Here is a 25977-nt window from a genome sequence, read left to right as displayed (position 1 = left end):
CTCATTCTCCTTTGCATTATAAAATATTTTGTCCAATTGCTTTTTCAACATTTTTTTCAATCTCGCTTAAACCGATTCCGATTGTACCATTATGACTTGGGATTAAAATAATCGCTGGTGTCACTTGTTCTTTGTATCGTTCAATCGTTTCTTCTGCTAAAGTAGAGGCTTCTTCCGTTATGAAAATGACCCCAAACTTATTTTTTGCCATAGTTTCAATGGCTTCTCTAACTTGCATTTCTGAAATGGCATGATGGACCTCAAAGCCAAACAGTTTAAATGGTAAGATTGAATTTTTGTCTCCAATGACACCAATTTTATACCCCATTGACTTTTCGCATCCTTTCTCGAATTTTTTCATTTGAAAACCCACTATGTTTTCCGACCAAAATTAAACGCAAATTTTTCCATTCAACTTCTTTCGCATTCAAAAAGGCTAGTAATGGGAGCGGCCCAAAAGCGACCGTTCGACCGTTTTCATACATTGAGGTCAGGTAATCATCTTTGAGTTTTTCAAAAGCCAATAAATTTAATTCATTGGTTTCTTTATTGATAATCTTTTCTAATAGTTGTCCGTAATTCGTTGTTCTGACAAATGCTGTAAATTCTACAAGTGACTTTTCCGCATAGGTCAACAGTTCTTTCTTTGAGAGACTGCCAGCGCTAGAAAGCACGGTTGATAAAAAGTTACTGTTTTGATGTTGAACAATCCCTCTAGCCATCGTTGATAGATTGGTTAAATCAATAAAAGCGATGACTTCCTTCGTTAACTCTTCATACCCCAATTCATCCGCTAATTTTCGCTGTTGCTGTAAAAATGCTCGATCATAAAGGATATCAATTGCTTGCGGCAAACCGCCTTCTTCCAGATAGGCAAAAACATCACGGATCACTTCTAATAATGCTGGTTCAAGTTCGGAAGAGTTTTTTGTATGAATGGCACTTTTGACTGTGTTTAGAGAATAACGACCATCCTCTAAATAAAGATAATCAAAATCTTTACCTGTTCGCTCAGCTTTCGTCAAAATTTTCAAGTTATGGAAGGTAAAACGCATCGTATACAACGTTACTACAGCTGGTTCTGGAGCCATTTCATATAACCAGCGATAAAGACTTCCCAGCGCTTCAGAAGAATGGTAGTCAAATTTTTCTTCAAAAGTTTCGGTTAAATAAGGTTGATAAACCGTACTTTTTAACATATTTTTAACGTCTTCAACCGTTTCCGCTTCTAAAAGTTGTTGAAACTGTTGCTCAGAAAGCAGCTCCGTTTCTTTTAAACGAATCAGCGGATTAATTTGATGATACGTTGGTTTTCTCATTCTACGTCCTCCCTTCTTAACTGAAAAGTTTTTCTGCTACTTTAAAGCCTTCTGTTTTTTGAATCTCTTCAACTAATGCTGAAAAGAGAAAATTATAATCCAAACCGTCTTTTGCAACGATAAAGCCACTTTCTTTTGGAACAACTTCCTCTGAAAGCTCCCATTGAACAGTAGCATCAGAAAGGGCGGTCAGCCATTCTTGCGTCACTTTCGTTTGAGAATACTCTCCTAAAAGAATGGTCGCGTTTCCTGTTAATTCAAGTGAACCTAATTGTGCTTTCATGAATTGTTGAAATTCTTCCGCTGACCATTCACTCATCTTTAAGACCACTTCGTCAAATAATTGGTTAAGATATGCTTGTTTTTTATTTAATGCATCCTGACGAATTTCTAGTGTTTGCCGTTGTTGGCGTTGTTTAAATTCTTTTAATAATTGTTGTTGTCGTTTTTCTATTTCATGTTCTTGCTTCAGCAAAATTTCTTGTTGTGCTGCTTGGAATTCTTGATCGATGCGCGTTTGTTCACTGGTGACATAGGCTTCGACTTCTTGCTTTCCTTGCTGCTTAATTTCACTGATGATTTTTTCAATGGCATCCATCCATCTGCCTCCTCAATTATTTGACGTTCAATACAAGTAAGAAGGAAATTACGAACCCTAAGATGGCATAAGTTTCAACCATGGCAGCATAGATAATTCCTTTTGTTGCATGTTCTGGTTTCTTCGCTAAAATTTGGATCCCCGCAGCGGCTACACGACCTTGGGCAATCCCAGAGAACAATCCTGCAAAAGCAATTGGTAAAGCTGCTACAAAATAGTTCAATCCTTGAACCATACTCATATCGTTTCCTAAGTTAATATAAATTAAGAAAGCAATAACGAAACCGTATAGTCCTTGTGTACCTGGTAATAACTGTAAAATTAACGCTTGACCAAATTTTTCTGGCTGCTCCGTCGTTAAAGCTGCTGCTGCTTCCCCAGTAAAGCCAACCCCTTTGGCTGATCCAATCCCAGCAAAAATTGTCGCCATCGCCATTCCTAATACTGCAAAAACAATTCCACCATTATTATTAATTAAGTAATCCATCATCTCTATTTTCCTCCAATAAATAATTTTCTATTTTTTCTCAACATTGACATACTTTTCTTTTGTTTTTAGCGGATTAAACGCCCGGCCACCGCCTGTGTAAAATTTTCCAAAGAACTCAACATATTGCAAACGTGCGCCATGAACATAAGCACCTAATAACGATAAGAATATGTTTAACGCATGTAAAACAATTAACAGCAAGATGCCCACGCTAAAACGGGCAACTGGCGGCATGAACTCTACGAGCATATTAAACGCTGAAGCAATACTTCCCCCAGCAATTCCTAACGCCATCAAACGTGTATAACTAACTAAATCACCGACATAACCTGTCACACCGTATAGTCCATACAGTCCTTTGGCTAAGCCTTTTAATTTGGCCTTCGATTGAATCATTGGAATCACAATAATTGCAATGGCAGAAAGGCTAGCTAAAATCGCACCTGCTGTAAATAAGCCTTCATTTTTAACCACTAATTTACCAACGACTAACAATGCTAAACCAAACAAAATCCCTAACCAAGCGTAACTTTCGTTAATACTATCTAAATAGCGCTTTTGTTTTGATAACTGAATCCCATTAATCATTAAACCGACAACCAATTGGATAAACCCAAAAATAACCGATAAAATAAGAATCGTATTTACATCTTCGGTCGTTGATAAAATCGGAAATGGTGATTTGATTCCAAACATTGTTGGCGGTAATGCTGCACCGAAAAACGAACCGTAAATGAAGCCCCAAATAATTGTTGGAAATGATAAAATCAAGAAAAAGTCGGCAAAACGTTTCATGCCTCTCGGTAAAACAAATGCTTTCAAAGCAATAATAGACAAGAGTAGCATCAGTAAGCCATAGCCAATATCCGCTACCATCATGCCAAAAAAGACTAGATAAAACGGCATCATCGCAGGTGTCGGATCAACTTCTTCATATTTTGGTAAGCTATACATCTCTGTTAACATTTCAAACGGCTGCACCAGTTTATTATTCGCTAGTTTAACTGGTATATCTGTCTCAATTTCCGCCTTCGTAGGATTTTCAAAAGTAAGAGCTATTTCGTCCTTAGGAACTTTTTCTTCAATCGCTGTCAAAATCTCGGCTTTTTCTTCGACTGGAATCCACGTTTGCAAGATAAAAAATGATGAAGCATTTAACAAATGTTGACGTGCTTGTTCTCTTTGGATAACCGCCAATAAGACTTCTTCAGCCAAGCAAAACGTTTCATAGAAATCATGATAAGAAGCCAGTTGTTGCTTTAAGGCTTTTTCTTCTTTTTGTAAAATTTCATATCGTTCTTTGACTTGTTGATATGCCTCTTTAGGCGGAACATCATAACGGTATTGGAGTGGTTCAAAACTATATTGGTTTAATAACTCGGTTACACTCTGCTGATGTTCCTTCAGGTAAACGAGTGTAAAGTAACTATGATGCATACTTTGATAAATTTCTTCAAAATAAACCGTTGGCCATTGAGACAAAGCGCTCAAGAAACTGGCTTTATTGGCTAGATTTATCGAACCATGAACGACATGACTACTTTTTAACTGCTGTTTGTGTGGTAGAACATCCAGATATTGCCAGCGGCCTAATAATTCTTCTTCTGCTTCTAACCCTTGACGATCCGTTTGAATTTGTTTCAAAGATTCTTGAATATTCTTTAATTCCGTCAAATAGCTTTGTAATGTTTTTTCATCAAAGGTTTGTTCCAACTCTTCTAAGGTATAGACTTTTCTTTTTATCTTTAAGCCTTTTCCTGAAGAGCGTGTCAAAAATAAAAGAAGCTCTTGCAATTGTTGTAGCATCGTTTCATATTTACGTAGCTGTTCAGTTGACTGTTCTGCTTGTAAAAAAGAATATTGACTCTTTAAGGCTTGTTCTTCTTCAGGCGAATGAAAAATCCGTTTTACTTCGACAATTTGCAAGCCTTGAATGGCTTGTAGAATTGCTGCTTCTTTTTCGGCAGCGGCAATTATTGTCATTTTTTCCATTTTACTAACTGCCATAAACGTCTTTCACCCTCTCAATAATTGAATCAATGACTTGTTCTTTGTTCGCTTCGTAACGTTCGTGAAGCGCTTGTTCAGTGCGCTTTGTTTCATCTAAAAGTTGTTCTTTTTCAAGTTGTAACATCTTTTCTTGCGTTGCTAGTGAATCCGTCAGCACTTTTTCAACAGCTTCTTCACTCTCTTGACGTAGTTTAGCTAAACGTTCTTGCTTCTGTTCTTCATATAAACGACAATTCATCTTAGCTTGTTGCCGATGCTCTTCCACCGCATCTTCCGCTGCCTTGATTTGCTCTAGTACTTCTTGTACCATTGTCTCCACCTCCTTAGTTTTTACACCTTTAGCATATAAGAAAAAGGACTAGCGAAATAGAGATACGCTCAGCCCTTTTGTTTTAGGTATGCAAAAAGGCGCAAACTCAAAAATTGTTCTTCTCACCCCTTGAAGAACTGAATCCTTGAAGCTTTCGCCCAACCATTCTTTATTCAATACTCTACCATCTTAGCAAAGTTTTTCGCAAAATTCAATACTTACCCAAATGAATTAAAATAACAAATTTTCACTTTTATAATAGGTAATAAAAAGGCATTATTTTTTTCGCTTTATAATTATTGATCTTGAATTTTTTTCACATAGATGTGCTATACTTACGTAAACAATTAAATTTATTTGGAGGGATCTCTGATGAATATACGATATATTTCAATCTCTGGTAATACACGCTCATTTGTTCAACGTTTAACAGCTTATGCTGAAGAGCAACATCAGCAAAACGAAAAAAATCCTACGATTACTTTCAAAGAAATTTCGGAAAATTCTCCGTTAGAAGTAGAAACAGAACCATTTTTTACTTTTGTGCCTACCTATTTAGATGGTGGCGATGGCATCAACAACGGCAATACCGAAATTTTAACAGAAGTCATGCGAGAATATCTTGCTTTTGAAAATAATTATCGTTATTGCTCTGGCGTGGTGGGCAGCGGCAATAAAAACTTTAACCACCAATACTGCCTGACAGCTAAACAGTATGCGGAACAATTTAACTTCCCCTTCTTAGCTGACTATGAATTAAGAGGTACTCAAGCGGATATTGAACGAATTTATGCTATTTTAAAGGAAAACCAATAAGCAAGTTTCATTACTAAAAAGCTCACCTATGATAGACTACATTTTGAGGTGAAGAAAAATGAGAAATACATGGTTAGCAGAACAACTTCAGTCAATCAGCGAAGAGCCCAATTCTTTTATTATCGAGGAAACCATCAAATATATTGAACAATTAGAAGATGATAATGAAAGTCTTCAAGTTGCATTGGAAGGAACTATTTGGAGTCCTAAAAAATGGAACGAGCCATTGGAAAAATAATTTAAACAGAAGAAAAGAGCCAGAAACGTAAGTGTTTCTGGCTCTTTTCTTCTGTTATTTACAAATTATAGGCGTGCATTTAAATCTTTTGCTAATTCTTCAAAACCTGGTTTACCTAATAAAGCGAACATGTTGCGTTTGTAAGCTTCAACACCTGGTTGGTCAAATGGATTAACCCCATTTAAGTAACCTGAGATGCCCACTGCAATTTCGAAGAAGTACATAACATAACCTAATGAATAAGCATCCATTGTTGGCACTTTAACGATCATGTTTGGCACACCACCATCTGTGTGAGCAAGCAACGTACCTTCGAACGCTTTTGTATTGACGAAGTCAATTTCTTTTCCTTGTAAATAGCCTAAGCCATCTAGATCTTCATTTTGTTCTGGAATTGAAATGCTATGGCGTGGATTTTCAATTTTAACCACTGTTTCAAATAAGTTACGCATACCTTCTTGAACATATTGACCCATAGAATGTAAGTCAGTTGAAAAGTCTGCGGCTGCTGGGAAAATACCTTTGCCATCTTTTCCTTCTGATTCACCGTATAATTGTTTCCACCATTCAGAGAAATAGTGCATGCCAGGCTCATAGTTAATTAACATTTCAGTTGTTTTACCTTTACGATATAAAATGTTACGTAACGCAGCATATTGATAGGCTTGGTTTTCTTTTAAGTCGCTCGTTGCGCCGTATTCTTTACGTGCATCATTTGCACCTTCCATTAAACGATCAATATCCGCACCGCTAACAGCGATTGGTAAAAGACCTACTGGCGTTAAAACAGTGAAACGGCCGCCCACATCATCAGGAATCACAAATGTTTCCCAACCTTCCGCATCAGCTTCAACTTTTACTGCTCCTTTAGCACGGTCAGTTGTCGCATAAATACGTTTATTGGCTTCTTCTTTGCCATATTTATTAATTAATAACTCTTTAAAGACGCGGAAAGCAATCGCTGGTTCTGTCGTCGTTCCAGATTTTGAAATAACGTTGACAGAAAAATCACGATCACCAATCACATTGATTAAATCAGCTAAATAAGTTGAGCTGATGCTATTTCCAGCAAAGAAGATTTGTGGCGCTTTCCGTTCTTCTTTTGATAATAGATTATTAAATGAATGTGTCAAAAATTCAATTGCTGCACGGGCACCTAAATATGAACCACCGATACCAATGACTACTAATACCTCAGAGTCAGATTGAATTTTTGCTGCTGCTTTTTTAATGCGCGCGAATTCTTCTTTGTCATAGTTTTCTGGTAAATCAATCCAGCCAGTAAAATCATTACCAGCTCCTGTACCTTCACGTAATGCTTTGTCCACTGCAGTGACTTGTGTTTGCATGTATTCCAATTCATGGTCAGCAACAAATGGTGCTAATTTGGAATAATCTAATTGAATGTGTGACATTCCTTTTCCTCCTCGAAAGTAAACTTACTACATGTATACTTTACGTGTTTTTAGACATTTTTTCAAGCAAATTCTTTTGGATAGACCAATTGTTTAATTTTAACTATTTAATTAGAGATATTTATTCTCTTAATCAAACAAACCAAGAAAAAATGCTAGGAAATCCTAGCATTTTTTGTTATTAAACAAGTCCTTGACTCAGCATCGCTGCCGCTACTTTTTCAAAGCCAGCAATATTCGCACCTAAAACAAAGTTATCTCGTGCCTGATATTTGTTAGCTGTATCACGACAAGTCTCATAAATGTTTTGCATAATTTGATCTAGCATACCGTCAACTTTTTCAAAGGACCAAGCTAAACGTTCAGCATTTTGGCTCATCTCTAATGCAGAAACCGCAACACCACCTGCATTAGCGGCTTTACCTGGACAATAAATTACAGCTGATTTAGCAAAAACGGCGACTGCTTCTAGTGTACAAGGCATATTTGCGCCTTCTGCCACGACTTTCACTCCATTTTTCACTAAAATAGCGGCTTGCTTTTCGTTGATTTCATTTTGTGTTGCACATGGTAACGCAATGTCATACGCTGTTTCGAAATCCCAAACAGATTCTTTATCATAATAAGTTGCGCCTTTACGTGTTTCAACATATTTTGAAATGCGTTCACGATTTTTTTCTTTTAGTTCTTTTACTAACGCCACATCAATTCCTTCTGGATCATAGACAAAACCAGACGAATCGGAACATGTGATTACTGTGGCGCCTAGCTCAGTCGCTTTTTCCATGGCATAAATTGCGACATTCCCGCTACCAGAAACAGCGACTTTTTTGCCTTCAAACGTATCGTTTTTATCTGCTAATAAATGTTTAACAAAATAAACCGTTCCATAACCCGTCGCTTCTGTTCTTGCTTGGCTTCCCCAGTATCCTAAAGGTTTGCCAGTCAACACTCCTGCATCATAGTTGCGCAAGCGTTTATACATACCAAACAAATAACCAATTTCACGAGCGCCTACGCCAATATCGCCTGCTGGAACATCTGTACTTGGACCAATATGTTTTTGAAGCTCGGTCATGAAACTTTGACAAAAGCGCATCACTTCAGCATCTGACTTGCCTTTTGGATCAAAATCACTACCACCTTTGCCGCCACCGATTGGCAAACCAGTTAAACTATTTTTAAAAATTTGTTCAAAGGCCAAAAACTTCATCACACTTAAATTCACACTTGGATGAAACCGTAAACCACCTTTGTATGGTCCAATCGCTGAATTATATTGAACACGATAGCCTCTGTTCACATGCCAGTTGCCCTGGTCATCTTGCCACGGCACACGAAATTGAAAAATACGTTCAGGTTCAATCAAGACACCTAAAACATTTGCTTCAATGTATTGAGGATTTTTTTCTAAAAAACCTTCTACGGTTGGTAAAAACTCATCGACTGCTTGTAAATATTCTGTTTGACCTTGGTCTAATTGGTGAATCTTTTCTTGAATATTTTTAACATATTGTTTTGCGTCCATTTAATCATCCTCTCATTGTTATAGGTTTATTTTAACTGAAAATTCAAAAATTACCATAGTCAAACGTTTATTTTTTCCTTAAATCCAGAAAAAATCCCGTAATTATGGTACACTACCTATTGAATTGGAGGAGAACTATGAAGAAATTTGATGTAATTATTGTCGGCGCTGGGACGAGTGGTATGATGGCCACGATTGCGGCCGCAGAAGCTGGCGCTCAAGTATTATTGATTGAAAAAAATCGTCGTGTTGGGAAAAAATTATTAATGACTGGTGGCGGCCGCTGTAATGTAACCAATAATCGGCCCGCAGAAGAAATCATTTCATTTATTCCTGGGAATGGAAAATTTTTATACAGCGCATTTTCACAATTTGATAACTATGATATCATGAACTTTTTTGAATCCAATGGTATTCACTTAAAAGAAGAAGATCACGGACGCATGTTCCCTGTCACAGATAAATCGAAGTCAATTGTTGATGCGCTATTTAACCGTATTAACGAATTAGGAGTTACTGTTTTTACAAAAACACAGGTCACAAAATTACTACGAAAAGACGATCAAATAATTGGCGTTGAAACCGAACTGGAAAAAATTTATGCACCGTGTGTTGTATTAACAACTGGCGGCCGCACTTATCCTTCCACAGGAGCAACTGGTGATGGCTATAAACTAGCCAAAAAAATGGGGCATACCATCAGCCCACTCTACCCTACCGAATCGCCTATTATTTCTGAAGAACCTTTTATCCTTGATAAAACGTTGCAAGGTCTCTCTTTACAAGATGTTAATTTAACTGTTTTGAACCAAAAAGGAAAACCTTTAGTTAATCATCAAATGGATATGCTGTTTACACATTTTGGCATTTCAGGACCTGCCGCGCTCCGCTGCTCTAGTTTTATTAACCAAGAATTAACTCGCAACGGCAATCAACCTGTCACGTTAGCCTTGGATGTGTTTCCGACAAAATCTTTTGAAGAAGTGCTGAAAAATGTTGATTGCATGATTGCGGAACAGCCAAATAAAGTGGCAAAAAATGCCTTTCATTCTTTAATACCAGAACGTCTGCTCACTTTTTATCTAGAGAAACTAGCAATTGAAGAAGTGCCTGCCAAACAACTAACAGAAAAGCAACGTCTTTCCTTTGTGGAACTACTGAAAGACTTTCAGTTCACTGTTACGAAAACATTGCCTTTGGAAAAATCTTTTGTCACAGGCGGTGGGATTTCCCTCAAAGAAGTGACCCCTAAAACAATGGAGAGCAAATTAGTCAATGGTTTATTTTTTGCTGGTGAACTTTTAGATATTAATGGCTATACTGGAGGCTACAATGTTACAGCTGCATTTGTCACTGGACATGTTGCTGGCTCCCATGCCGCAGAAATTGCAGAATACACCTATTTACCAATTGAAGAAGTCTAAACAAAAAGTCGCTAAAATAGCGACTTTTTGTTTGCTTTTTTTATTTATCAATAATTTTCCCGTTTTCTAAATAAATAGTGCGGGTGGCTACTTTTTCCACAAACGTTTCATCATGCGAGGTGAAAATTACTGTTCCTTGATAGGCACTTATAAATTCTTCAAGTGCTTGGATTGTCTCTAAATCAAGAAAATTGGTGGGTTCATCCAATAAGATGATATTATTTGGTTCTATAAACAATTGCGCCAAAGTAATTTTTATGGCTTCGCCACCACTTAGAGAAGATATCTTTGTCTGTAAATTTTCTTGTTGAAAACCTAGCCGATATAAAAGTGAACGCACAATCTTTTCAGAATAATTTGTCCGCTTCAATAAATAAGTCAACAGTGGTTCATCATTTTTTAATCGATAATCTAATTGATGATACGTTCCTAACCGGACTTTGGGAGAAAAGTAAATGGCCGGGTGACGGGCTTCAATTTGTTGAAGAAAAGTACTCTTCCCAGCACCATTTTTTCCACAAAGTGCTATTTTTTCGTTTAAAGGAATTTGAACGTTCACTTGGTTAAGAATTGCTCGATTCTCATAAGCGAAAGTTAAATTTTCAATTCTAATTGGATATGGATTGTATAAAGAGAACTGATTATTAGTAGGAAAAATAATTTTTCGCTCTTGTTTTGCTTGCGCAACATTGGGTAATCTGTCAATTCTGGCATTAATCGCTTTCGCTTGTTTTTGGAGTGCTTTTTGTACGGTATCTTTTTGTTTAGAACCAGCTAAACGACTAGGTTTAATTTGCTTTTGTTTTTGTTTTTTTGAAACATGACTAGATTTTTGCGCTTGTGCTTGTTTCTTTGCGTAAGATTCCTGTAATTTTTTCTTTTCCTTTTGATACTGATGATAGACATTATATCGTGTTTGCTGTTCCAATTCTTTTTGACGACAATAGGCATCGTAGTTTCCTAAATATTCTTTGACATGTCCATCCGAAACTTCCCAAATTTTCTCTGCTAATTGATTCAAGAAAAAGCGATCATGACTAACAAACAAAACGGTCCCATAATAATACGTTAAATCTGCCACTAACAACTGACGATGTTCTTTATCTAAATGTGTGGTTGGTTCATCTAAAATAACCCCGGTTGGATACTCTGAAAATAATGTTGCTAAGCGTTTTTGGACTTTTTCGCCACCACTTAGTTTTTGATTTTTCTGATTTAGCAAACAGTTTTTGTCAGTTTTCTCTGGTTCATTCGTTATTTCTTCAGCTACTTGTACCAAGTAATGAAAGTCGTTCAATCTTTGAACTTTTCCTTTGTCTGATTGAATCTTACCCATAATTAAATTGAGCAGTGTTGATTTTCCTGCGCCATTTTTACCAATAATCCCAATTTTTTCATTTTCATATACAAATAATTCATCAATTTCTAGAATTGTTTTTCCCGAAAAGTGAATACTTACTTCTTTCAGATGAATACTTAATTTTTTCATTTCGCCCTCTTCTTTCATTTCTGAAACGAAAGAATCTTGGGTACGCAAAAAAGGACAGCCTAATCGCTATCCTTGTAGTTTCGTATAAAAGTACACACGTCACCCATGAATTTTAATTTCAGACTTTTTGATAAGATTTATTCAATTTATTTTGTCAAAAAGTCAATCCAAATTCTGATAGATGCCAACATACAATTATACCTCCTCGTTTAATTACTCCCACATTAACACCTCTGCTTTCTTTTGTCAATTCTGACCCTAATATCAGAGAATCGGACTTTAGTAGGATACAATTTTACCGAAACTATGGCAAAATAAAGACGGAGGTGAAAACCATGAAGATTACATTGACACGAAAAACATCAGCTTGGGGCGCGTTACGCTATTTTACATTTTATAAAAATGGTGTGCATCAAGGGAAACTTTTTACTAATGTACCTATTGAAATTGAAGCTGATCCTGGGGATGTTTTAACGTTCTATGAAGGCTGGTTCCAATTTTATCGGCGCATTGAAGTTACTGAAGATACCAAAGAAATCACGATTATCAATTCTAAAAAATTGCAACACGTTTTCTATACCTGTGTCGTCTTATTTTTAATTTTAACGCTATTATTCCTTTCCGCACAGAAACTTTCGACATTTATTATTGCTGAAATTTTAATTTACTCTGGTATTCAGTGGCTGTTCCGGCAACAAACCTATCATTTTACTGTCAAGAAAAAAACGGAATCCTTTGCTTCCTATTCTAAAAAAAGTATCGCACACTAAACGAATCTTTAGCGTGCGATATTTTTTAATTACTTTTCATTAATTCGGCCACATATGTGACTGTTTCTGGTTGTGTTTCTTCAATTTTATTAATCGCATCTGCAAAATTCGGTAAATGTGCTTTGTGGGCAATTAATAATTCGTCCAACAAGGTCTTCGCCATGACGCCGCCAGGAACTAATGGATTAATAGTGAAAGCATGCAATGCTGCGCCGTAATCACCATTGATGGCTGCTCGAATAACCGTTTCTTCCATAGCTTTCATATTTTGAATAATTCCTCGTGCTGCTGGCGGAAAGGCCCCCCAGTTGTAAGGTTCATGGCCATGTGCTGTCACAGGTCCAGATACTTCTACAACACAATCATACGGTAAATCAGTAATTGTCCCATTATTTTCAGTAGAAACAACCATATCCGTTCGTTTATCATTATAGATTGATGCGATCATTTCACAAGCTGCATCGCTATAGTGTGTGCCGCCCCGTTCTTCTAATTCTTTTGGTTTGTAATCTAGTTTGGGATCTTTATACAATTCAAACAGACGACCTTCCGTTTCTTTAACCACTTGTGCTCTTGTTTCGCCCCGTTCATACTCTTCGATGGAATGCTTCAACATCTCATCTTCAATATAATAATAGCGATGATAACCACATGGTAACATTCCTAAATCTTTTAACTGTTCATAATGGAACGGCGCATCAAAAATATTTTTCAAATGACTTTCTTGCTCTTGCTTAGGTCCGTAAATTAAATCAATGAGTTCTTGTGTTCGCTCTTGTCCTTCTTTGTCCCAAACGCGGTGCCAATGGAAATGATTAATTCCAGCAAATTTAAAGAATAAGTCTTCTTCTGGAATTCCCAGCATTTCGGCCGCTTGTTTTCTATGACCAATCGGCACATTACATAAGCCAACTGTTTTTTTCCAACCGCCATGTTTAATTGCAGCTTCCGTAACCATTCCAGCTGGATTAGTAAAATTCACTAACCAAGCATCTGGGCAAAGACGTTTCATATCGTCAATAATAGCTAAAATGACAGGAATTGTTCGAAATGCTTTAAACATTCCTCCCGCGCCATTTGTTTCTTGGCCTAATACCCCATGTGACAAAGGAATCCGTTCATCTTTAATGCGAGCATCTAATAATCCTACACGAAACTGTGTTGAAACAAAATCCGCCCCTTTTAAGGCTGCTTCACGGTCCAATGTTAAATGAACTTCCCAATCTAAACCAGCAGCTTTAATCATGCGCTTCGCCATTGCCCCAACGATTTCCAATTTTTCTTTACCAGCTTCAATATCAACTAACCAAATTTCCTTAATTGGCAGTTCATCTTTTCTTTTGATGTATCCTTCAATTAATTCAGGTGTATAACTAGAACCGCCACCAATTGTTGCAATTTTTAATGCTCCTCTTGTCATCCGTCTTCTTCCTCCTTGATTAAATTGTTATCGTTTACATCTTTAGGATAAATTATGGGAATGTTCCCATGTCAAGCACTATTTTCAAAAAAATGTATGCTATACTTCTTATAAGAATACATTCCACTTTGGAGGTAAAAAATGACGTCTATCATTGATGTAGCAAAAGTTGCCGGTGTCTCGAAATCGACTGTTTCTCGCTTAATTTCTGGAAAAGGATATGTGAGTGCCGATAGTCAAGAAAAAATTCTCAAAGCAATGAAAGAATTAAATTATACCCCGAATTATGTGGCGCGGAATTTACGAGCAGGTGCCACAAAAACCATTGGCTTTTTAGCCCCTAGCTATTTAGGTTCCTTAGGCATTTTCTTGAATCGCTTTATTTCAATTGCCAAAAAATACAATTATTCCGTAACCTTATTTTTTACAGATGGCGATCAGCAGAAAGAAATTGATGCCTTGAACCAATTAAAATACAAACAATTAGATGGCTTGTTTTTATTGACACGAACAAATGAATGGTCGGTGATTGAGCCATACAGCGCGTATGGTCCTTTAGCAACCTGGCATCGTATCGATTCACCTAATATATACTCTTCCTACATTGATCATTACTCTGGTTACTATCGTTCCTTAGAATATTTACAACAACAAGGATACCAAAAAATCGGTCATGTCCTCGGTAATCCCGAAAATTTAAACACGCACGCACGAAAACGTGCAATGAAAGATTTTTATGAAAACACTCAGGCACCTTGGCAAGCTGAGTGGCTGATTAATGATCAGTATACTAACCATTCTGGTCGCAAAATTGCCCATTACTGGCAACAATTAACCGAAAAGCCAGAAGCTTTGGCCTTTTATAATGATCACGTAGCAGCTGAGTTTATTTCAGAACTTGAAAATCTAAATTATGCCGTTCCTCGCGATGTCGCTGTCATTGGCTTTGATAATAGTTATGTCAGTGAATTGATGCATATTACGACTGTTGATTATGCCATTCAGTATCAAGCCGAAAACTCATTTATTTACCTATACAACCAATTAAATCAGACGAACATTCCTGAAAAAAAATTAACCGTTCGTCTAGTTGAACGACGAACGGTGCCTAAAAAAGACCCGGCAGATCAGTCACTTTGACTGATTTACCGGGTCCTTTTAGAGTTAAACAAAAATTATTTATGCTTTTGTTCATTTTTTAAAATAGAAATTGACTGTTTTAAGGATTGAATCATACCGCCTTCGCTGTATACAAGAACGTTTGATTTGTATAAACGAGCAGAGAAGATTGTTAAAATAATTCCAAAAACTGCCAAAATCACTAATGAGACAATTGCTTCCATTGTTGATGCCGTTTCGGTCGCCAAGCGTACTGGCATAATGTATGACGAAATCAGCGGAATAAAGGAAGTCACTTTCACCACGATATTTTGTGGATCATTCGTCCCAAACGTAATGCCAATCATATAACCAATTAAACCAATATACATGATGGGCTGAACTGCTTTTGCTGTATCCTCTGGTTTGGAAACAAGAGAACCACAAAGTGCTGCCAAAACAGCAAAAACGAGAATACCAATAATGAAAAAGCCTAATGTAAAAATAAAGGTTGATGAAAAAATACTTTGTGGTGAAATACCACTTAATAGACTTTTCATAAAATCAAGATTTTTCAATTGAGAATAGCCGAGAACAAACGCCACTCCGTAAATAAAAATTTGTGTTAAAGCTACTAGAATAACCCCAGTTAATTTGCCATAAAAATGGGTTTGCGCTTTTGTACTAGAGAGAATAACTTCCATGATTCTAGTGCCTTTTTCAGAAGCAATCTCTTGGGCAATAATTGAAGAATAACTGCTGATGAAGACAAATAACAAAATTGTTATCCCCATTGCTAACGCCATTTGAATCCCTGTGTTATCTTCTCCTGTTTTTATTTTGCCATTTTCATCAAAACTAATTTTTGATTTTTTAAATGTTGCTTGTTGATTCAACATGGCAACTTGCTCAGCTGTTAAATTTAAACGATTGGCATTCGCCATTGTTTGTAATTGGTTTAACATTTGAGGGATTAGCATCTCGGTTGCATTTCCTAAAGAGCGTTCAGAGTAAAGCTGACCAGAAATCTGATTATCTGTAGTGTCCAAAAGTAAATAGGCATCAATTTTCTCGTCTTTTAATTGTTCTTGGGCCTTTTTCTCAGAAGAAACAGCTTTGAAAGAAAAGTCCTCTGTTTTATTCTTTGTCAACTCTTTAACCAGCGCTTGGTTTTCCGAAACCAGACCAATGGTAGTATCTCCTGAAAAACCGCTAGCTAGAGAGCCCGCTAAGTAAACAATTCCTACAAGAAGAAATGGCGCTAAAATCATGATTAAGAAAGACAGCGACTTCACATTTTTCTTATAGACATCAGTCGCAATAATCCAAAATTTACTCATCTTGCCCACCTACTTTCATTTTGAAAATTTCTTCCAATGTTGGTGGTTGTTGATTAAACATTGGAATGTAGCCGTTGGCTGTCGCTTTATCAAACAACACTTTGCCCACTTCAGCGTTTTCTAATGTCGCTTCTAAGACGCCATCTTGTCGCAAGTGTGCTTCTTTCACACCTGCAGTAGCAGCAACTTCCTCAACAGATAACGGTGATTCTAAAAATAATTTTGTTCGACCAAATTGTTGTCGAATTTCATGAACCTGACCATCTAAAACCATGCGTCCATTTTTTAACATGACTAAATGGTCACAGATTTTCTCCACATTGTCCATATTATGACTGGAAAAAATGACACAAGAACCTTGATTTTTCAATTCAATAATGCCGTCTTTTAATAATTCTGCATTAACTGGATCCAAGCCACTGAATGGTTCGTCTAAAATAATTAACTTCGGTTCATGAATAAGTGTCGCAATCAATTGAACTTTTTGTTGATTGCCTTTTGATAAAGATTTAACTTTATCCGTTTTTTTGCCTTTAACTTGAAATTTTTCCATCCAAAAGTCAATTTTAGGTTCAATTTCTTTTTTAGTTTTCCCCCGCAATGAAGCGAAATAAATTAGTTGGTCTTCAATCGTAATTTTAGGATATAAACCCCGTTCTTCTGGTAAATAACCAATAATATTGTATTCTTTTTCGTTTAATGGTTGACCATTCCATAAAACCGACCCGCTATCTTGTGTTAAAAAATTTAAAATCAAGCGAAACGTAGTTGTTTTCCCGGCACCATTTTGGCCAATTAATCCTAAAATTTTCCCGTCCGGTATCGTAAAGGATACATGATCAACTGCTTTAAAATCCCCAAAGGTTTTGACTAACTCTTTTACCTCTAACACATAAACGCCCCCTTCACTTTTTCTAAACCGCTGTTTAGTTACTCATATCGTATCTTTACTGTGTTGGCTTGTCAATGACAATTGTTATGGAAAGATGCTGCACTTTAATCAGACGCTTTATTTTCTGCTAAACGAAAAAGACCATCCGTCTCGGCAGAAATATGCACTTCATTTGCGGACAAGCCTGTACTTTCATAAAATGTATTTTTAAATTCCTTTGCCGATTTTGATGATTGGCAGGCCCAAATTCGACCTGTACGATTCAGCCACGTACCCAATTCATTTATTAAACGCTCATCAATCAGTAATTGATTTGGTACTTTTTTAAATTTTATTTGATAAACGGGTGTTAGTATTTTCATGATCAGACGTCCTCTCTTTTAAGTTAGTTTTAGTATATCACGAAAGAAATCGTTATCATATTTTCTTGAAAGTTCAACTTTTCATGAAAAAATTGAATAAAAAAAACAGACAAATTAGGAAAAGCACCTAATTTGTCTGTTTCATTTTCCTTTATTTTTCTATCTCAGAGGTTGTTTCTTGGTGCAAATGACGATACACATTCTTTGCGACAGTTTCAGGTAACCCAGCTTTTCTTAATTCTTCAACACTGGCTGCCGTAATATTTTTAAGCGATTTAAATTCTTTTAAAAGATTTTTTTTGCGTTTCGGTCCCAAGCCTTCAATGTTATCTAATTTGGAAGCAAAACTATTTTTACTACGTAATTGACGATGGAATGTGATGGCGAAACGATGGACTTCATCTTGGATTCGTTGCAACAAGAAAAATTCTTGTGAGTTTCTTTCCAATGGTACAACTTCTAAGTTTGGACCAAATAAAAGTTCACTCGTTTTGTGCTTGTCGTTCTTGGCTAATCCAGCTACAGGAATATCGACTCCTAGTTTATTGGCTAACACATCTTTAGCAACATCGACTTGACCTTTACCACCATCGATTAAAATTAAATCAGGAAAAGGCAAGCCTTCTTTTAAAACTCGTGAATATCTGCGATAAATGACTTCTCTCATGGAAGCGTAATCATCAGGACCTTGGACGGTTTTTATTTTATATTTTCGATACTCATTTTTAGCTGGCCGTCCGTCAATAAACACAACCATCGCAGAAACAGGGTTTGTTCCCATAATATTTGAATTATCAAATGCTTCAATTCGAATGGGCGCAGGTATGTTCATCGCATTGCCTAATTTTTCAACTGCGCCAATTGTTCGTTCTTGTTTCCGTACAATCAAATCGAATTTTTCATTTAAAGCAACTGCAGCATTTTTACTGGCTAATTTAACCAGTTTTTTCTTTTCTCCCCGTTGCGGCTGCAAGACTTTCGTAGCTAATAAAGCTTCGACGCTTTCTTTATCAATGTCATCAGGAATCAAGACTTCTTTTGGCACAAAATGCTCATTCTCTTGATAAAATTGTCCAATAAAAGTTAAAAATGCTTCACTGGCATCATCATAAAATGGAAAAATCGATACATCACGTTCGATTAATTTTCCTTGTCTGACAAAGAATACTTGGACACACATCCAGCCTTTATCAACAGCATAACCAAACACATCACGATCAATTAAATCCACATTCGTCATTTTTTGGCGGGTCATAACTGTTTCAATCGCTTTAATTTGATCGCGAAATTCTGCAGCTTTTTCAAATTCCATATGTGCTGCTGCATAAGCCATTTTTTCTTGTAAGCGGTCCTGAATTTCTGTATGTCCACCAGAGAGAAACCCTTTAATCTCTTCCACCATATCTTTGTAGACTTGCGGATCCACATCAAAAGCATAGGGACACAGACATTGCCCTAAATGGTAATACAAACAAGGTGTTTTTTGCGACGGATTACATTTTCGCAAAGGAAAAAGCCGATCTAACAGTTTCTTTGTTTCATTCGCTGCATTTACATCTGGATATGGTCCAAAATATAACGCTTTGTCTTTTAAAACCTTTCGAGTAATCATTAAACGAGGATATTTTTCGTTTGTGATTTTGATAAAAGGATAGGTTTTATCGTCTTTTAACATGATGTTATATTTGGGATTATTTTTATGGATTAAATTAATTTCTAATAAAAGTGCTTCAATATTTGATTCTGTCACAATATATTCAAAATCATCGATTTCACTGACTAATCGTTCTGTCTTAGTATCATGGCTACCACGAAAATAAGACCGGACACGGTTTTTCAAAATTTTGGCTTTCCCAACATAGATAATCGTGCCGTTTTTATCTTTCATTAAATAACAACCAGGTTGATCAGGAAGCAGTGCTAATTTATTTTTTATTCGTTCGTTCATACGATACTTCCTTTCTAACAAAATGCTTCATCTATTATACACCTCTTTTTGTAATTAAACAAAAAAAGCCGCTACTTTATGTACGAAAGAAACAGCCTGAAAAGACAATCGCTAATGATTTCTCTTCAGACTGAATCAGACTATTCGTAATGACTAATCAACGTTTATAAGTGTTTGGCAATCATTGCTTGCAATTGGTCTTTTGTATGAACACCGACTGCTTTTTCAACAACTTCGCCATCTTTTTTCAATAGCAATGTTGGGATGCTCATGATTCCAAAACTTGCTGGTGTTGCAGGATTTTCATCCACATCCATTTTGACGATTTTCACTTCGTCTTCATCATATTCTTCAGATAATTGTTCTAAGATGGGTGCTTGCATACGACAAGGGCCACACCAAGTTGCCCAAAAGTCGATTAAGACTAATCCTTCATCTGTTTCTGTTGCAAAATCTTTATCGGTAATTGCTTGTGTCATTTCACAAACCTCCTACTCTTTACTCTTATTACATGCTTAGTATAACACTTCATCTCTAAGATAGCGAGTGTTCTGCTTACTTATTGTAAGTCCTTGTTTATTGGAATTTTACGACAGTCGCACCATTACCACCTTGGTTTTGTGGCGCAAATTCATAGCTTTTCACACTGCGGTGATTTTTTAAAAATTCCGTTATTCCGGTTCTTAATGCACCTGTTCCTTTGCCGTGAACAATAGTTACTTGTGGATAGCCCGCTAGAATCGCAGCATCAATGTATTGGTCAACTTCTGCCAATGCTTCTTCGTAGCGTTTGCCACGTAAGTCTAGTTGTGTGCCAACATGACTGCTTTCTGCAGAACGAACCGTTGTAACTCTTGGTTTTGCTTCTTTTTGTGGAGCGACAGGCGTCATATCCTCTTCAGATACGTTCATTTTTAAAATGCCTAATTGGACTTGCCATTGTCCTTTGCCGTTGTCTTTTAATAAGGTCCCTCGTTGGCCGTAAGTATTGACAATTACTTCATCGCCAGCTTTTAATTTTTTCTGTTCTTTCGCCTTCTTCAGCACTTTGTTTTTAGCAAGCTTGGTTTCTTCATGGTGTAATCGAGAAAGTTGTGTTTTCGCATCAATTAACTGATGTTCTTTGACACCACCTTGTTGGCCACTTTCCAATTGCATTTTGCGAATATCAGAAATAATGGTTTCCGCATTTTCTTCCGCTTCTGCAATAATTTTATTTGCTTCTTTCCGCGCTTTTTGTAATTCTTTTTCTCGTTCTTCAAAAAATACTTGATAGGCTTCTTTTAGTTCCTTATGCAAAGCTGCCGATTCATCGACATAGTGGCGAGCTTCTAAGTATTCAGTTTCGGCCATCTTGCGACGGTTTTCCAAGTCTTCAATCATTTCGTTTAAATCTTGACTTTCACCGTCCATTATTTGTTTTGCAGCCTCAATAATACTATTGTCTAATCCAAGACGTTTCGAAATTTCAAAAGCATTACTTCGGCCAGGCACGCCAATTAATAAACGATAGGTTGGACTCAAGGTATCTACATCAAATTCCATACTGGCATTGATTGTTCCAGCTCGATTATAGCCATACACTTTTAATTCAGGATAATGGGTTGTTGCCATCACATAGGCTCCTTTAGCACCCAATGAATCTAAAATGGCAATCGCTAAAGCGGCCCCTTCTTGCGGATCTGTCCCAGCACCTAATTCATCAAATAGTACTAAACTTTGATGATCGACTTTCTTTAAGACAGACACGATATTCGTCATATGTGAAGAGAAAGTACTTAAACTTTGTTCAATCGATTGTTCATCCCCGATATCCGCAAATACTTCTGTAAAAATACCCATTTTACTTTCTTCTTCAACTGGAATAGGTAATCCAGCTTGACCCATTAATTGTAAAAGACCTAACGTTTTCAGAGTAATGGTTTTCCCGCCGGTATTAGGCCCTGTAATCACAATTGCTTGATATTCTTCTCCAATCAAAATGTCATTGGCTACAGCTTTTTCTGGATTTAATAGTGGGTGCCGGGCTTGTTTAAAAACTACATGATTTGCTTGACTAACTTCTGGAACAACTGCTTTTAGTTCTTTTCCTAGTCGCGCCTTAGCATTAATAAAATCAAGTTTACCGATGACATAAGCATTATGCGTAATTTCTCGGCGATAAGGAACCAACTCAGCCGACAGTTCTGCCAAGATGCGAGTAATCTCATTTCTTTCGGCAATTTGTTGTTGTCGCAAACGATTATTCATTTCTAAAATTTGTTTAGGTTCAATAAATAAGGTTTGTCCTGAAGCACTTTGGTCGTGAACCACGCCACCAAAAATATTTTTATATTCTTGTTTGACTGGAATCACGTAGCGTTCATTTCGCATAGTAACAAGAGCATCACTAAGGTAACGTGCGTTTTTCCCACGAATAATACTATCTAGTTCTTCTCGAATGGTCTGCTCACTACGTCGAATATTTTGCCGAATTGCCTTTAAGGCTGGCGAAGCTTCATCTGTGACGTAGCCATCATCATCAATGGCTTGTTTGAGTTGGCGATTTAATTCAGGCAAAACTTCTAGTTGCTCTCGCCACATATATAAACGTTCAAAATCCACTTCATTTTCACTTAACTCATCAAAAAAACGAGTCAGTTCTGAAGTAGTCGACAAGACACGGCCTACTTGTGCTAATTCTATGCCATTTAAATCCGCACCAATTTCAATCCGTTTCATGTGTGGTTGGATATTTTCTAATTTAGGAATGGGGATTCCACCACGTAATCGTTGAACTTTTAAACCATCCTGTGTTTCATTTAGCCATGATTGAATTTTATTTTCATCAGCAATCGGTAATAATTCCGAAACTTCGTTTGTCCCCTGAGCTGTCACAATAAATTGCAACAACTGTTGTTTTACTTTATCAAACCCTAATGTTGATAGAATACGCTGATTCATTTTTCCACCTACTTTTCTAACTTTTTCATTTGTTGAAAAGACTGAGACATAACATAAGAAGTTTCGCTTTGCTCACTTACTTCTTATCTCTATCTCAGTCCCATTCAGCTTTATTTCGTAATTGGTTCAACCCATAATTCATATGCTTGTTTTGTTAGAATTGGGGTATTTTTTACAATGCCTCGTGCCAAGCCACTTGACCGAAACTGATTTTGGACAATATCTGACGGAATCATTGACGCCGTAGCTAACACTAGAAAAAGACCCACGTATAACACAAGAACACTTAATACGCCACCTAATAGTCCATTTACCTGTTTCAAAACTGGAATAAATGTTAATCCATGTAAAAAGATAGCTAAAAAACGAACGACCAACCAGCCTGCAAACAGCAATAATAAAAACGCAACCGCTGAATAAAAGGCTTTGTCCAAGTCTAAAGAAATCTCTTGATTAAAAAAGACAAGCTTTGACGTTGGCGTAACCGATGGATATGGAATATACAATTCTAAATGAGAAGCGACCTCTTTGTAATAGGTTCGAGCAACAAAATATGAAATTAAGTAACCTACCGAATAGAGCACTTGTAAAATCAAGCCTCGTTTAGCTCCTGTATAAAATCCAAAGGCTAAAAGTAATAAAATAAGTATTGTTAACATCTTGTCATCCTTTCAGGAACTACTCCGAAACACCTTTATTTTGAATCTGCTGTTTTCGATTTTCATTCAAAATTTGTTGGGCTTCCACATGATTATGAATTTCTACATCTTCTTGTCCATTCTTTTTCAAAACATCCCGTGCTTCTTCTTCGATAATTTCCATTCGGCGCACACGATTCTCTAATTCAGCCAAACGAATGGTTTTCTGTTTTAAATCTGCTACTTGTTTTTCCAATTTTAAAGCATATTCTTGTTTTTTTAGTTGATCTGAAATTGCATTAATTGCTAATAAAACAGAAGCTTGTTCCGTATCAGTTTGCGGAGAAAGATGTTTAATTTCCGCCAGTTGTTCGTTGACAATTTTTGTGACTAAATCCATATGTTGTTTTGACTCTTGGCCAATAATTGTATACGTATGGTCTGCAATGATTGCTTTATATCGTGTTTTTTCATTTGATGCCATGCTGAGGTTCCCTCCTGTAAATCAATCCATTCTTGCTTATTGTACCATGAAAAAAAAGCGAAGCGCAATTTTCGTACAAATTCTCTCTTATTATATGCCACAAAGCGAAAAATTTAAAGATTTCTTTACAAGAACTCTGGCAATTTAAGAACGAATAGAAATTGTGTAGGAGAAAAAGCGTGGAACAAAAAGTCAAAGTGATTTTTGTCCCACGCTCAAACTCTGATAATCAGCTAAAAATGTTTGTTTCAGCTGTACTTTTTAAGGCTTAGTTATTATCTTTCATCTTTTCTACACGTAAACAACGCATAGCATTTAAAACAGCGATAATAGTTACACCAACATCAGCAAAGACTGCTGCTTGCATTGAAGCCAAGCCTAATGCACCTAGTACCAAAACAATGATTTTAACAGCAATCGCAAAGATAATGTTTTGTTTAACAATTCTCAATGTTTTTCTTGATAATTTAATCGCAGAGGCGATACGACTTGGTTCATCATTCATAATCACCACATCAGCAGCTTCAATTGCCGCGTCACTTCCTAAACCACCCATGGCAATCCCAACATCAGCCCGGGCTAAAACAGGTGCATCATTCATACCATCACCAACAAAGGCAACTTTGTTTTTAGGTGAAGATGCTTTTAACAACTCTTCTAAACGATCCACTTTGCCATCTGGTAAAAGTTCTGCATAAACTTTGTCAACACCAACTTCTTTTGCAATAGCTTCTGCAACTTGTTGATTGTCTCCAGTCAGCATAACAGTTTGTTTGACCCCTTCAGCTTTTAATTCTTTTATGGCTGAAATGGCATCTGGTTTCAATTGATCCGCAATCACTAAGTAGCCTGCAAATTGATTATCAATAGCGACAAAAATTAAAGTTCCCGCTTCCTTCACTTCTGGTGCTTCGATACCAAATTGTTTCATTAACTTCGCATTACCGACTAAAACTGTTTTACCTTCAATTGTGGCTTTGATACCGTGTCCGGCAACCTCTTCAATTGCTGTTGCTGGAACAGTTTCTTTGCCATAGCTTTCTTTAATAGAAATAGCAATTGGATGAGTGGATAACTGTTCTGCTGTTGCTGTTAAACGCAACAACTCTTCTTCGGGTAAGACAACACTAGTTATGTTTTGAACCACAAAATTTCCTTTTGTTAGCGTACCAGTTTTATCAAAAACAATTGTTTCCGTATTCGCTAAAATTTCTAAATAGTTACTTCCTTTAATTAAAACACCTAGCTTGCTGGCTCCGCCAATTCCACCGAAGAAACTTAAAGGAACAGAAATGACTAAGGCACATGGACAAGAAATAACCAAGAACGTTAATGCCCGATAAACCCATTCATTAATAGAAGTATCAGGGAAAATAAATGGTGGAATCACTGCCAATAAGACAGCTAAAACAACGACAACTGGTGTATAGTAACGAGCAAATTTAGAAATAAAGTTTTCTGCAGGGGCTTTTTTACTGCTAGCATTTTCAACTAAATCTAAAATTTTGCTAACTGTTGAATCCCCAAATTTTTTCGTAACATTAATGGTCAAGGCCCCATTTTTATTGATAAAACCACCTAAGATTTCATCGCCGACTTTGACCGTTCTTGGAACGGATTCACCAGTCAACGCAGAGGTATCTACCATACTTGATCCATCAATAATTTGACCATCTAATGGAACTTTTTCACCTGGTTTCACTAATATTTGTTGCCCAATTTCAATTGTATCTGGAGCGACCGCTTTTATTTGTCCATTTACTAAAAGATTTGCTGAATCTGGACGAATATCCATTAATTTGGCAATTGATTTTCTGGATTGATCAACCGCAGCACTTTGAAACCATTCGCCGACTTGGTAGAACAACATTACTGCCACAGCTTCGGGATATTCCCCAATAAAAAATGCCCCAATCGTTGCCACAGACATTAAGAAATTTTCATCAAACACTTCCCCACGAAAAATATTCGTTACCGCTCGTTTGACAATGTCGCCACCAATTAAGACATAAACGACTAAATAAGATGCCAAAGCAACCCAATTATTACTTGGCTTAATGATAATAAGTGCTAAAAATAAAACAAATGCAATAATGATACGAATTAAGCGATTCTTATTTGGATTACGTCCCTCTTCTTCTTTGACATCTTTTAAAGAAATAACTTTGACATCTGGTTCTAACTTACCAATCACTGCACGCGCTTCATTTTCGACTTCTAAATCATGTCCTGATTCAACTTCCAGTGTCATCTTTTCAGCCATGAAGTCCACACGCACTTTTTCTACTCCGTGAATTTTTTGGACAGATTTTTCAATTTTGTCTGCACAACTTGCACAATCAAGTCCTTCTAGTTTATAACTCTTTTGCATTTAAACACCTTCACTCCCTATATAATAGCGATTATTCCGTTTACATGAATAACCTTTCATAAATCTATTATAAA

24 protein-coding genes and 1 other annotated feature are annotated in these 25977 nt (G+C 36.7%); of the genes, 5 read left to right on the top strand and 19 right to left on the bottom strand.

The genetic code is table 11. The annotated features are described in order from the left end of the window. Window positions 1-16: 16 nt before the first annotated feature. Genes IGL17_RS06350 through IGL17_RS06325 form a run of 6 tightly spaced genes read right to left on the bottom strand, consistent with a single transcriptional unit; the run spans window position 17 to window position 4727 of the window. A complete protein-coding gene (locus tag IGL17_RS06350; RefSeq protein ID WP_002357676.1) occupies window positions 17-328 on the bottom strand; it encodes a V-type ATP synthase subunit F in 312 nt (103 codons plus the stop codon). Beyond that, a complete protein-coding gene (locus IGL17_RS06345; RefSeq protein ID WP_002363908.1) occupies window positions 318-1319 on the bottom strand; it encodes a V-type ATPase subunit in 1002 nt (333 codons plus the stop codon). Before IGL17_RS06345 ends, IGL17_RS06350 begins: the two co-directional genes overlap by 11 nt. Before the next feature lie 16 nt (window positions 1320-1335). After that, entirely contained in the window at window positions 1336-1917 is a 582-nt protein-coding gene (locus IGL17_RS06340) for a V-type ATP synthase subunit E (RefSeq protein ID WP_016617943.1), read from the bottom strand. A 16-nt stretch (window positions 1918-1933) separates the two neighbouring features. After that, entirely contained in the window at window positions 1934-2407 is a 474-nt protein-coding gene (locus IGL17_RS06335; RefSeq protein ID WP_002363905.1) for a V-type ATP synthase subunit K, read from the bottom strand. Window positions 2408-2434: 27 nt separating this feature from the next. Then, window positions 2435-4414: a V-type ATP synthase subunit I gene (locus tag IGL17_RS06330; protein WP_016617942.1), complete on the bottom strand. Its 1980-nt coding sequence runs from the start codon at window positions 4412-4414 to the stop codon at window positions 2435-2437. After that, window positions 4404-4727: a hypothetical protein gene (locus IGL17_RS06325; protein WP_002391201.1), complete on the bottom strand. Its 324-nt coding sequence runs from the start codon at window positions 4725-4727 to the stop codon at window positions 4404-4406. Before IGL17_RS06325 ends, IGL17_RS06330 begins: the two co-directional genes overlap by 11 nt. Before the next feature lie 116 nt (window positions 4728-4843). After that, window positions 4844-4891, bottom strand: a sequence feature (sodium ion sensor (DUF1646 type); this cis-regulatory element may regulate processes involved in with the transportation of sodium ions). 208 nt (window positions 4892-5099) lie between these two features. On the opposite strand from IGL17_RS06325, the gene nrdI reads away from it, so the two are divergent. Next, the gene (gene nrdI / locus IGL17_RS06320; protein ID WP_002396395.1) at window positions 5100-5543 is read left to right on the top strand and encodes a class Ib ribonucleoside-diphosphate reductase assembly flavoprotein NrdI; all 444 of its coding nucleotides are present in this window, start codon (window positions 5100-5102) and stop codon (window positions 5541-5543) included. A gap of 58 nt (window positions 5544-5601) precedes the next feature. Next, the gene (locus tag IGL17_RS06315) at window positions 5602-5781 is read left to right on the top strand and encodes a hypothetical protein (RefSeq protein ID WP_002357684.1); all 180 of its coding nucleotides are present in this window, start codon (window positions 5602-5604) and stop codon (window positions 5779-5781) included. Window positions 5782-5846: 65 nt separating this feature from the next. Here IGL17_RS06315 and IGL17_RS06310 read toward each other — a convergent pair whose 3' ends face one another. Next, entirely contained in the window at window positions 5847-7196 is a 1350-nt protein-coding gene (locus IGL17_RS06310; RefSeq protein ID WP_002357685.1) for a glucose-6-phosphate isomerase, read from the bottom strand. Between the two features lie 181 nt (window positions 7197-7377). Continuing rightward, entirely contained in the window at window positions 7378-8724 is a 1347-nt protein-coding gene (gdhA, locus tag IGL17_RS06305; RefSeq protein WP_016617941.1) for an NADP-specific glutamate dehydrogenase, read from the bottom strand. 137 nt (window positions 8725-8861) lie between these two features. Between gdhA and IGL17_RS06300 the strand changes: the two genes are divergently transcribed. Then, window positions 8862-10148, top strand: a complete 1287-nt coding sequence (locus tag IGL17_RS06300; RefSeq protein ID WP_016617940.1) for an NAD(P)/FAD-dependent oxidoreductase — start codon at window positions 8862-8864, stop codon at window positions 10146-10148. Between the two features lie 40 nt (window positions 10149-10188). Here IGL17_RS06300 and abc-f read toward each other — a convergent pair whose 3' ends face one another. Continuing rightward, a complete protein-coding gene (gene abc-f, locus IGL17_RS06295; RefSeq protein WP_016617939.1) occupies window positions 10189-11655 on the bottom strand; it encodes a ribosomal protection-like ABC-F family protein in 1467 nt (488 codons plus the stop codon). A gap of 245 nt (window positions 11656-11900) precedes the next feature. On the opposite strand from abc-f, the gene IGL17_RS06290 reads away from it, so the two are divergent. After that, window positions 11901-12407, top strand: a complete 507-nt coding sequence (locus tag IGL17_RS06290; protein WP_002357693.1) for a hypothetical protein — start codon at window positions 11901-11903, stop codon at window positions 12405-12407. Window positions 12408-12432: 25 nt separating this feature from the next. Here IGL17_RS06290 and IGL17_RS06285 read toward each other — a convergent pair whose 3' ends face one another. After that, the gene (locus IGL17_RS06285) at window positions 12433-13827 is read right to left on the bottom strand and encodes a 6-phospho-beta-glucosidase (protein ID WP_002357694.1); all 1395 of its coding nucleotides are present in this window, start codon (window positions 13825-13827) and stop codon (window positions 12433-12435) included. Between the two features lie 141 nt (window positions 13828-13968). Here IGL17_RS06285 and IGL17_RS06280 point away from each other — a divergent pair, with 141 nt between their 5' ends. Further along, on the top strand, window positions 13969-14967 hold the full coding sequence (locus IGL17_RS06280) for a LacI family DNA-binding transcriptional regulator (protein WP_002360405.1): 999 nt from the start codon (window positions 13969-13971) through the stop codon (window positions 14965-14967). Between the two features lie 35 nt (window positions 14968-15002). Here IGL17_RS06280 and IGL17_RS06275 read toward each other — a convergent pair whose 3' ends face one another. The 9 genes from IGL17_RS06275 to IGL17_RS06235 all read right to left on the bottom strand — a co-directional run bounded on the left by IGL17_RS06275 (window position 15003) and on the right by IGL17_RS06235 (window position 25903). Then, window positions 15003-16265, bottom strand: a complete 1263-nt coding sequence (locus IGL17_RS06275; protein ID WP_002374927.1) for an ABC transporter permease — start codon at window positions 16263-16265, stop codon at window positions 15003-15005. Then, window positions 16258-17157, bottom strand: coding sequence for an ABC transporter ATP-binding protein (locus IGL17_RS06270; RefSeq protein WP_002357699.1), 900 nt, complete (start codon window positions 17155-17157; stop codon window positions 16258-16260). The genes IGL17_RS06275 and IGL17_RS06270 overlap by 8 nt, the downstream gene beginning before the upstream one ends. Before the next feature lie 104 nt (window positions 17158-17261). Continuing rightward, entirely contained in the window at window positions 17262-17519 is a 258-nt protein-coding gene (locus tag IGL17_RS06265) for a DUF3884 family protein (protein WP_010713433.1), read from the bottom strand. Window positions 17520-17670: 151 nt separating this feature from the next. After that, on the bottom strand, window positions 17671-19467 hold the full coding sequence (gene uvrC, locus IGL17_RS06260; protein WP_016617938.1) for an excinuclease ABC subunit UvrC: 1797 nt from the start codon (window positions 19465-19467) through the stop codon (window positions 17671-17673). A gap of 164 nt (window positions 19468-19631) precedes the next feature. Further along, complete coding sequence (trxA, locus tag IGL17_RS06255) at window positions 19632-19946, bottom strand: thioredoxin (RefSeq protein ID WP_002357703.1); 315 nt, start codon at window positions 19944-19946, stop codon at window positions 19632-19634. Window positions 19947-20043: 97 nt separating this feature from the next. Then, the gene (locus IGL17_RS06250; RefSeq protein ID WP_016617937.1) at window positions 20044-22410 is read right to left on the bottom strand and encodes an endonuclease MutS2; all 2367 of its coding nucleotides are present in this window, start codon (window positions 22408-22410) and stop codon (window positions 20044-20046) included. 110 nt (window positions 22411-22520) lie between these two features. Then, on the bottom strand, window positions 22521-23069 hold the full coding sequence (locus IGL17_RS06245; protein WP_002357705.1) for a CvpA family protein: 549 nt from the start codon (window positions 23067-23069) through the stop codon (window positions 22521-22523). A 19-nt stretch (window positions 23070-23088) separates the two neighbouring features. After that, window positions 23089-23532, bottom strand: a complete 444-nt coding sequence (zapA, locus tag IGL17_RS06240) for a cell division protein ZapA (RefSeq protein ID WP_002357706.1) — start codon at window positions 23530-23532, stop codon at window positions 23089-23091. Between the two features lie 268 nt (window positions 23533-23800). Beyond that, window positions 23801-25903 (bottom strand): heavy metal translocating P-type ATPase, encoded by a 2103-nt coding sequence (locus tag IGL17_RS06235; protein ID WP_016617936.1) that lies wholly within the window; start codon window positions 25901-25903, stop codon window positions 23801-23803. Between the last annotated feature and the right edge of the window lie 74 nt (window positions 25904-25977).

The sequence above is a fragment of the Enterococcus sp. AZ088 genome (assembly GCF_051714845.1).
GTDB lineage: Bacteria > Bacillota > Bacilli > Lactobacillales > Enterococcaceae > Enterococcus > Enterococcus faecalis.
Note: the sequence above shows the minus strand (reverse complement) of the source record. Positions and strands in the feature narration are given on the sequence as shown.

Bases quoted from the DNA above. Each gene is read 5' to 3' on its own strand.
- IGL17_RS06350 (WP_002357676.1), bottom strand. From the start codon at position 328: ATGGGGTATAAAATTGGTGTCATTGGAGACAAAAATTCAATCTTACCA.
- IGL17_RS06345 (WP_002363908.1), bottom strand. From the start codon at position 1,319: ATGAGAAAACCAACGTATCATCAAATTAATCCGCTGATTCGTTTAAAA.
- IGL17_RS06340 (WP_016617943.1), bottom strand. From the start codon at position 1,917: ATGGATGCCATTGAAAAAATCATCAGTGAAATTAAGCAGCAAGGAAAG.
- IGL17_RS06335 (WP_002363905.1), bottom strand. From the start codon at position 2,407: ATGATGGATTACTTAATTAATAATAATGGTGGAATTGTTTTTGCAGTA.
- IGL17_RS06330 (WP_016617942.1), bottom strand. From the start codon at position 4,414: ATGGCAGTTAGTAAAATGGAAAAAATGACAATAATTGCCGCTGCCGAA.
- IGL17_RS06325 (WP_002391201.1), bottom strand. From the start codon at position 4,727: ATGGTACAAGAAGTACTAGAGCAAATCAAGGCAGCGGAAGATGCGGTG.
- nrdI (WP_002396395.1), top strand. From the start codon at position 5,100: ATGAATATACGATATATTTCAATCTCTGGTAATACACGCTCATTTGTT.
- IGL17_RS06315 (WP_002357684.1), top strand. From the start codon at position 5,602: ATGAGAAATACATGGTTAGCAGAACAACTTCAGTCAATCAGCGAAGAG.
- IGL17_RS06310 (WP_002357685.1), bottom strand. From the start codon at position 7,196: ATGTCACACATTCAATTAGATTATTCCAAATTAGCACCATTTGTTGCT.
- gdhA (WP_016617941.1), bottom strand. From the start codon at position 8,724: ATGGACGCAAAACAATATGTTAAAAATATTCAAGAAAAGATTCACCAA.
- IGL17_RS06300 (WP_016617940.1), top strand. From the start codon at position 8,862: ATGAAGAAATTTGATGTAATTATTGTCGGCGCTGGGACGAGTGGTATG.
- abc-f (WP_016617939.1), bottom strand. From the start codon at position 11,655: ATGAAAGAAGAGGGCGAAATGAAAAAATTAAGTATTCATCTGAAAGAA.
- IGL17_RS06285 (WP_002357694.1), bottom strand. From the start codon at position 13,827: ATGACAAGAGGAGCATTAAAAATTGCAACAATTGGTGGCGGTTCTAGT.
- IGL17_RS06280 (WP_002360405.1), top strand. From the start codon at position 13,969: ATGACGTCTATCATTGATGTAGCAAAAGTTGCCGGTGTCTCGAAATCG.
- IGL17_RS06275 (WP_002374927.1), bottom strand. From the start codon at position 16,265: ATGAGTAAATTTTGGATTATTGCGACTGATGTCTATAAGAAAAATGTG.
- IGL17_RS06265 (WP_010713433.1), bottom strand. From the start codon at position 17,519: ATGAAAATACTAACACCCGTTTATCAAATAAAATTTAAAAAAGTACCA.
- uvrC (WP_016617938.1), bottom strand. From the start codon at position 19,467: ATGAACGAACGAATAAAAAATAAATTAGCACTGCTTCCTGATCAACCT.
- trxA (WP_002357703.1), bottom strand. From the start codon at position 19,946: ATGACACAAGCAATTACCGATAAAGATTTTGCAACAGAAACAGATGAA.
- IGL17_RS06250 (WP_016617937.1), bottom strand. From the start codon at position 22,410: ATGAATCAGCGTATTCTATCAACATTAGGGTTTGATAAAGTAAAACAA.
- IGL17_RS06245 (WP_002357705.1), bottom strand. From the start codon at position 23,069: ATGTTAACAATACTTATTTTATTACTTTTAGCCTTTGGATTTTATACA.
- zapA (WP_002357706.1), bottom strand. From the start codon at position 23,532: ATGGCATCAAATGAAAAAACACGATATAAAGCAATCATTGCAGACCAT.
- IGL17_RS06235 (WP_016617936.1), bottom strand. From the start codon at position 25,903: ATGCAAAAGAGTTATAAACTAGAAGGACTTGATTGTGCAAGTTGTGCA.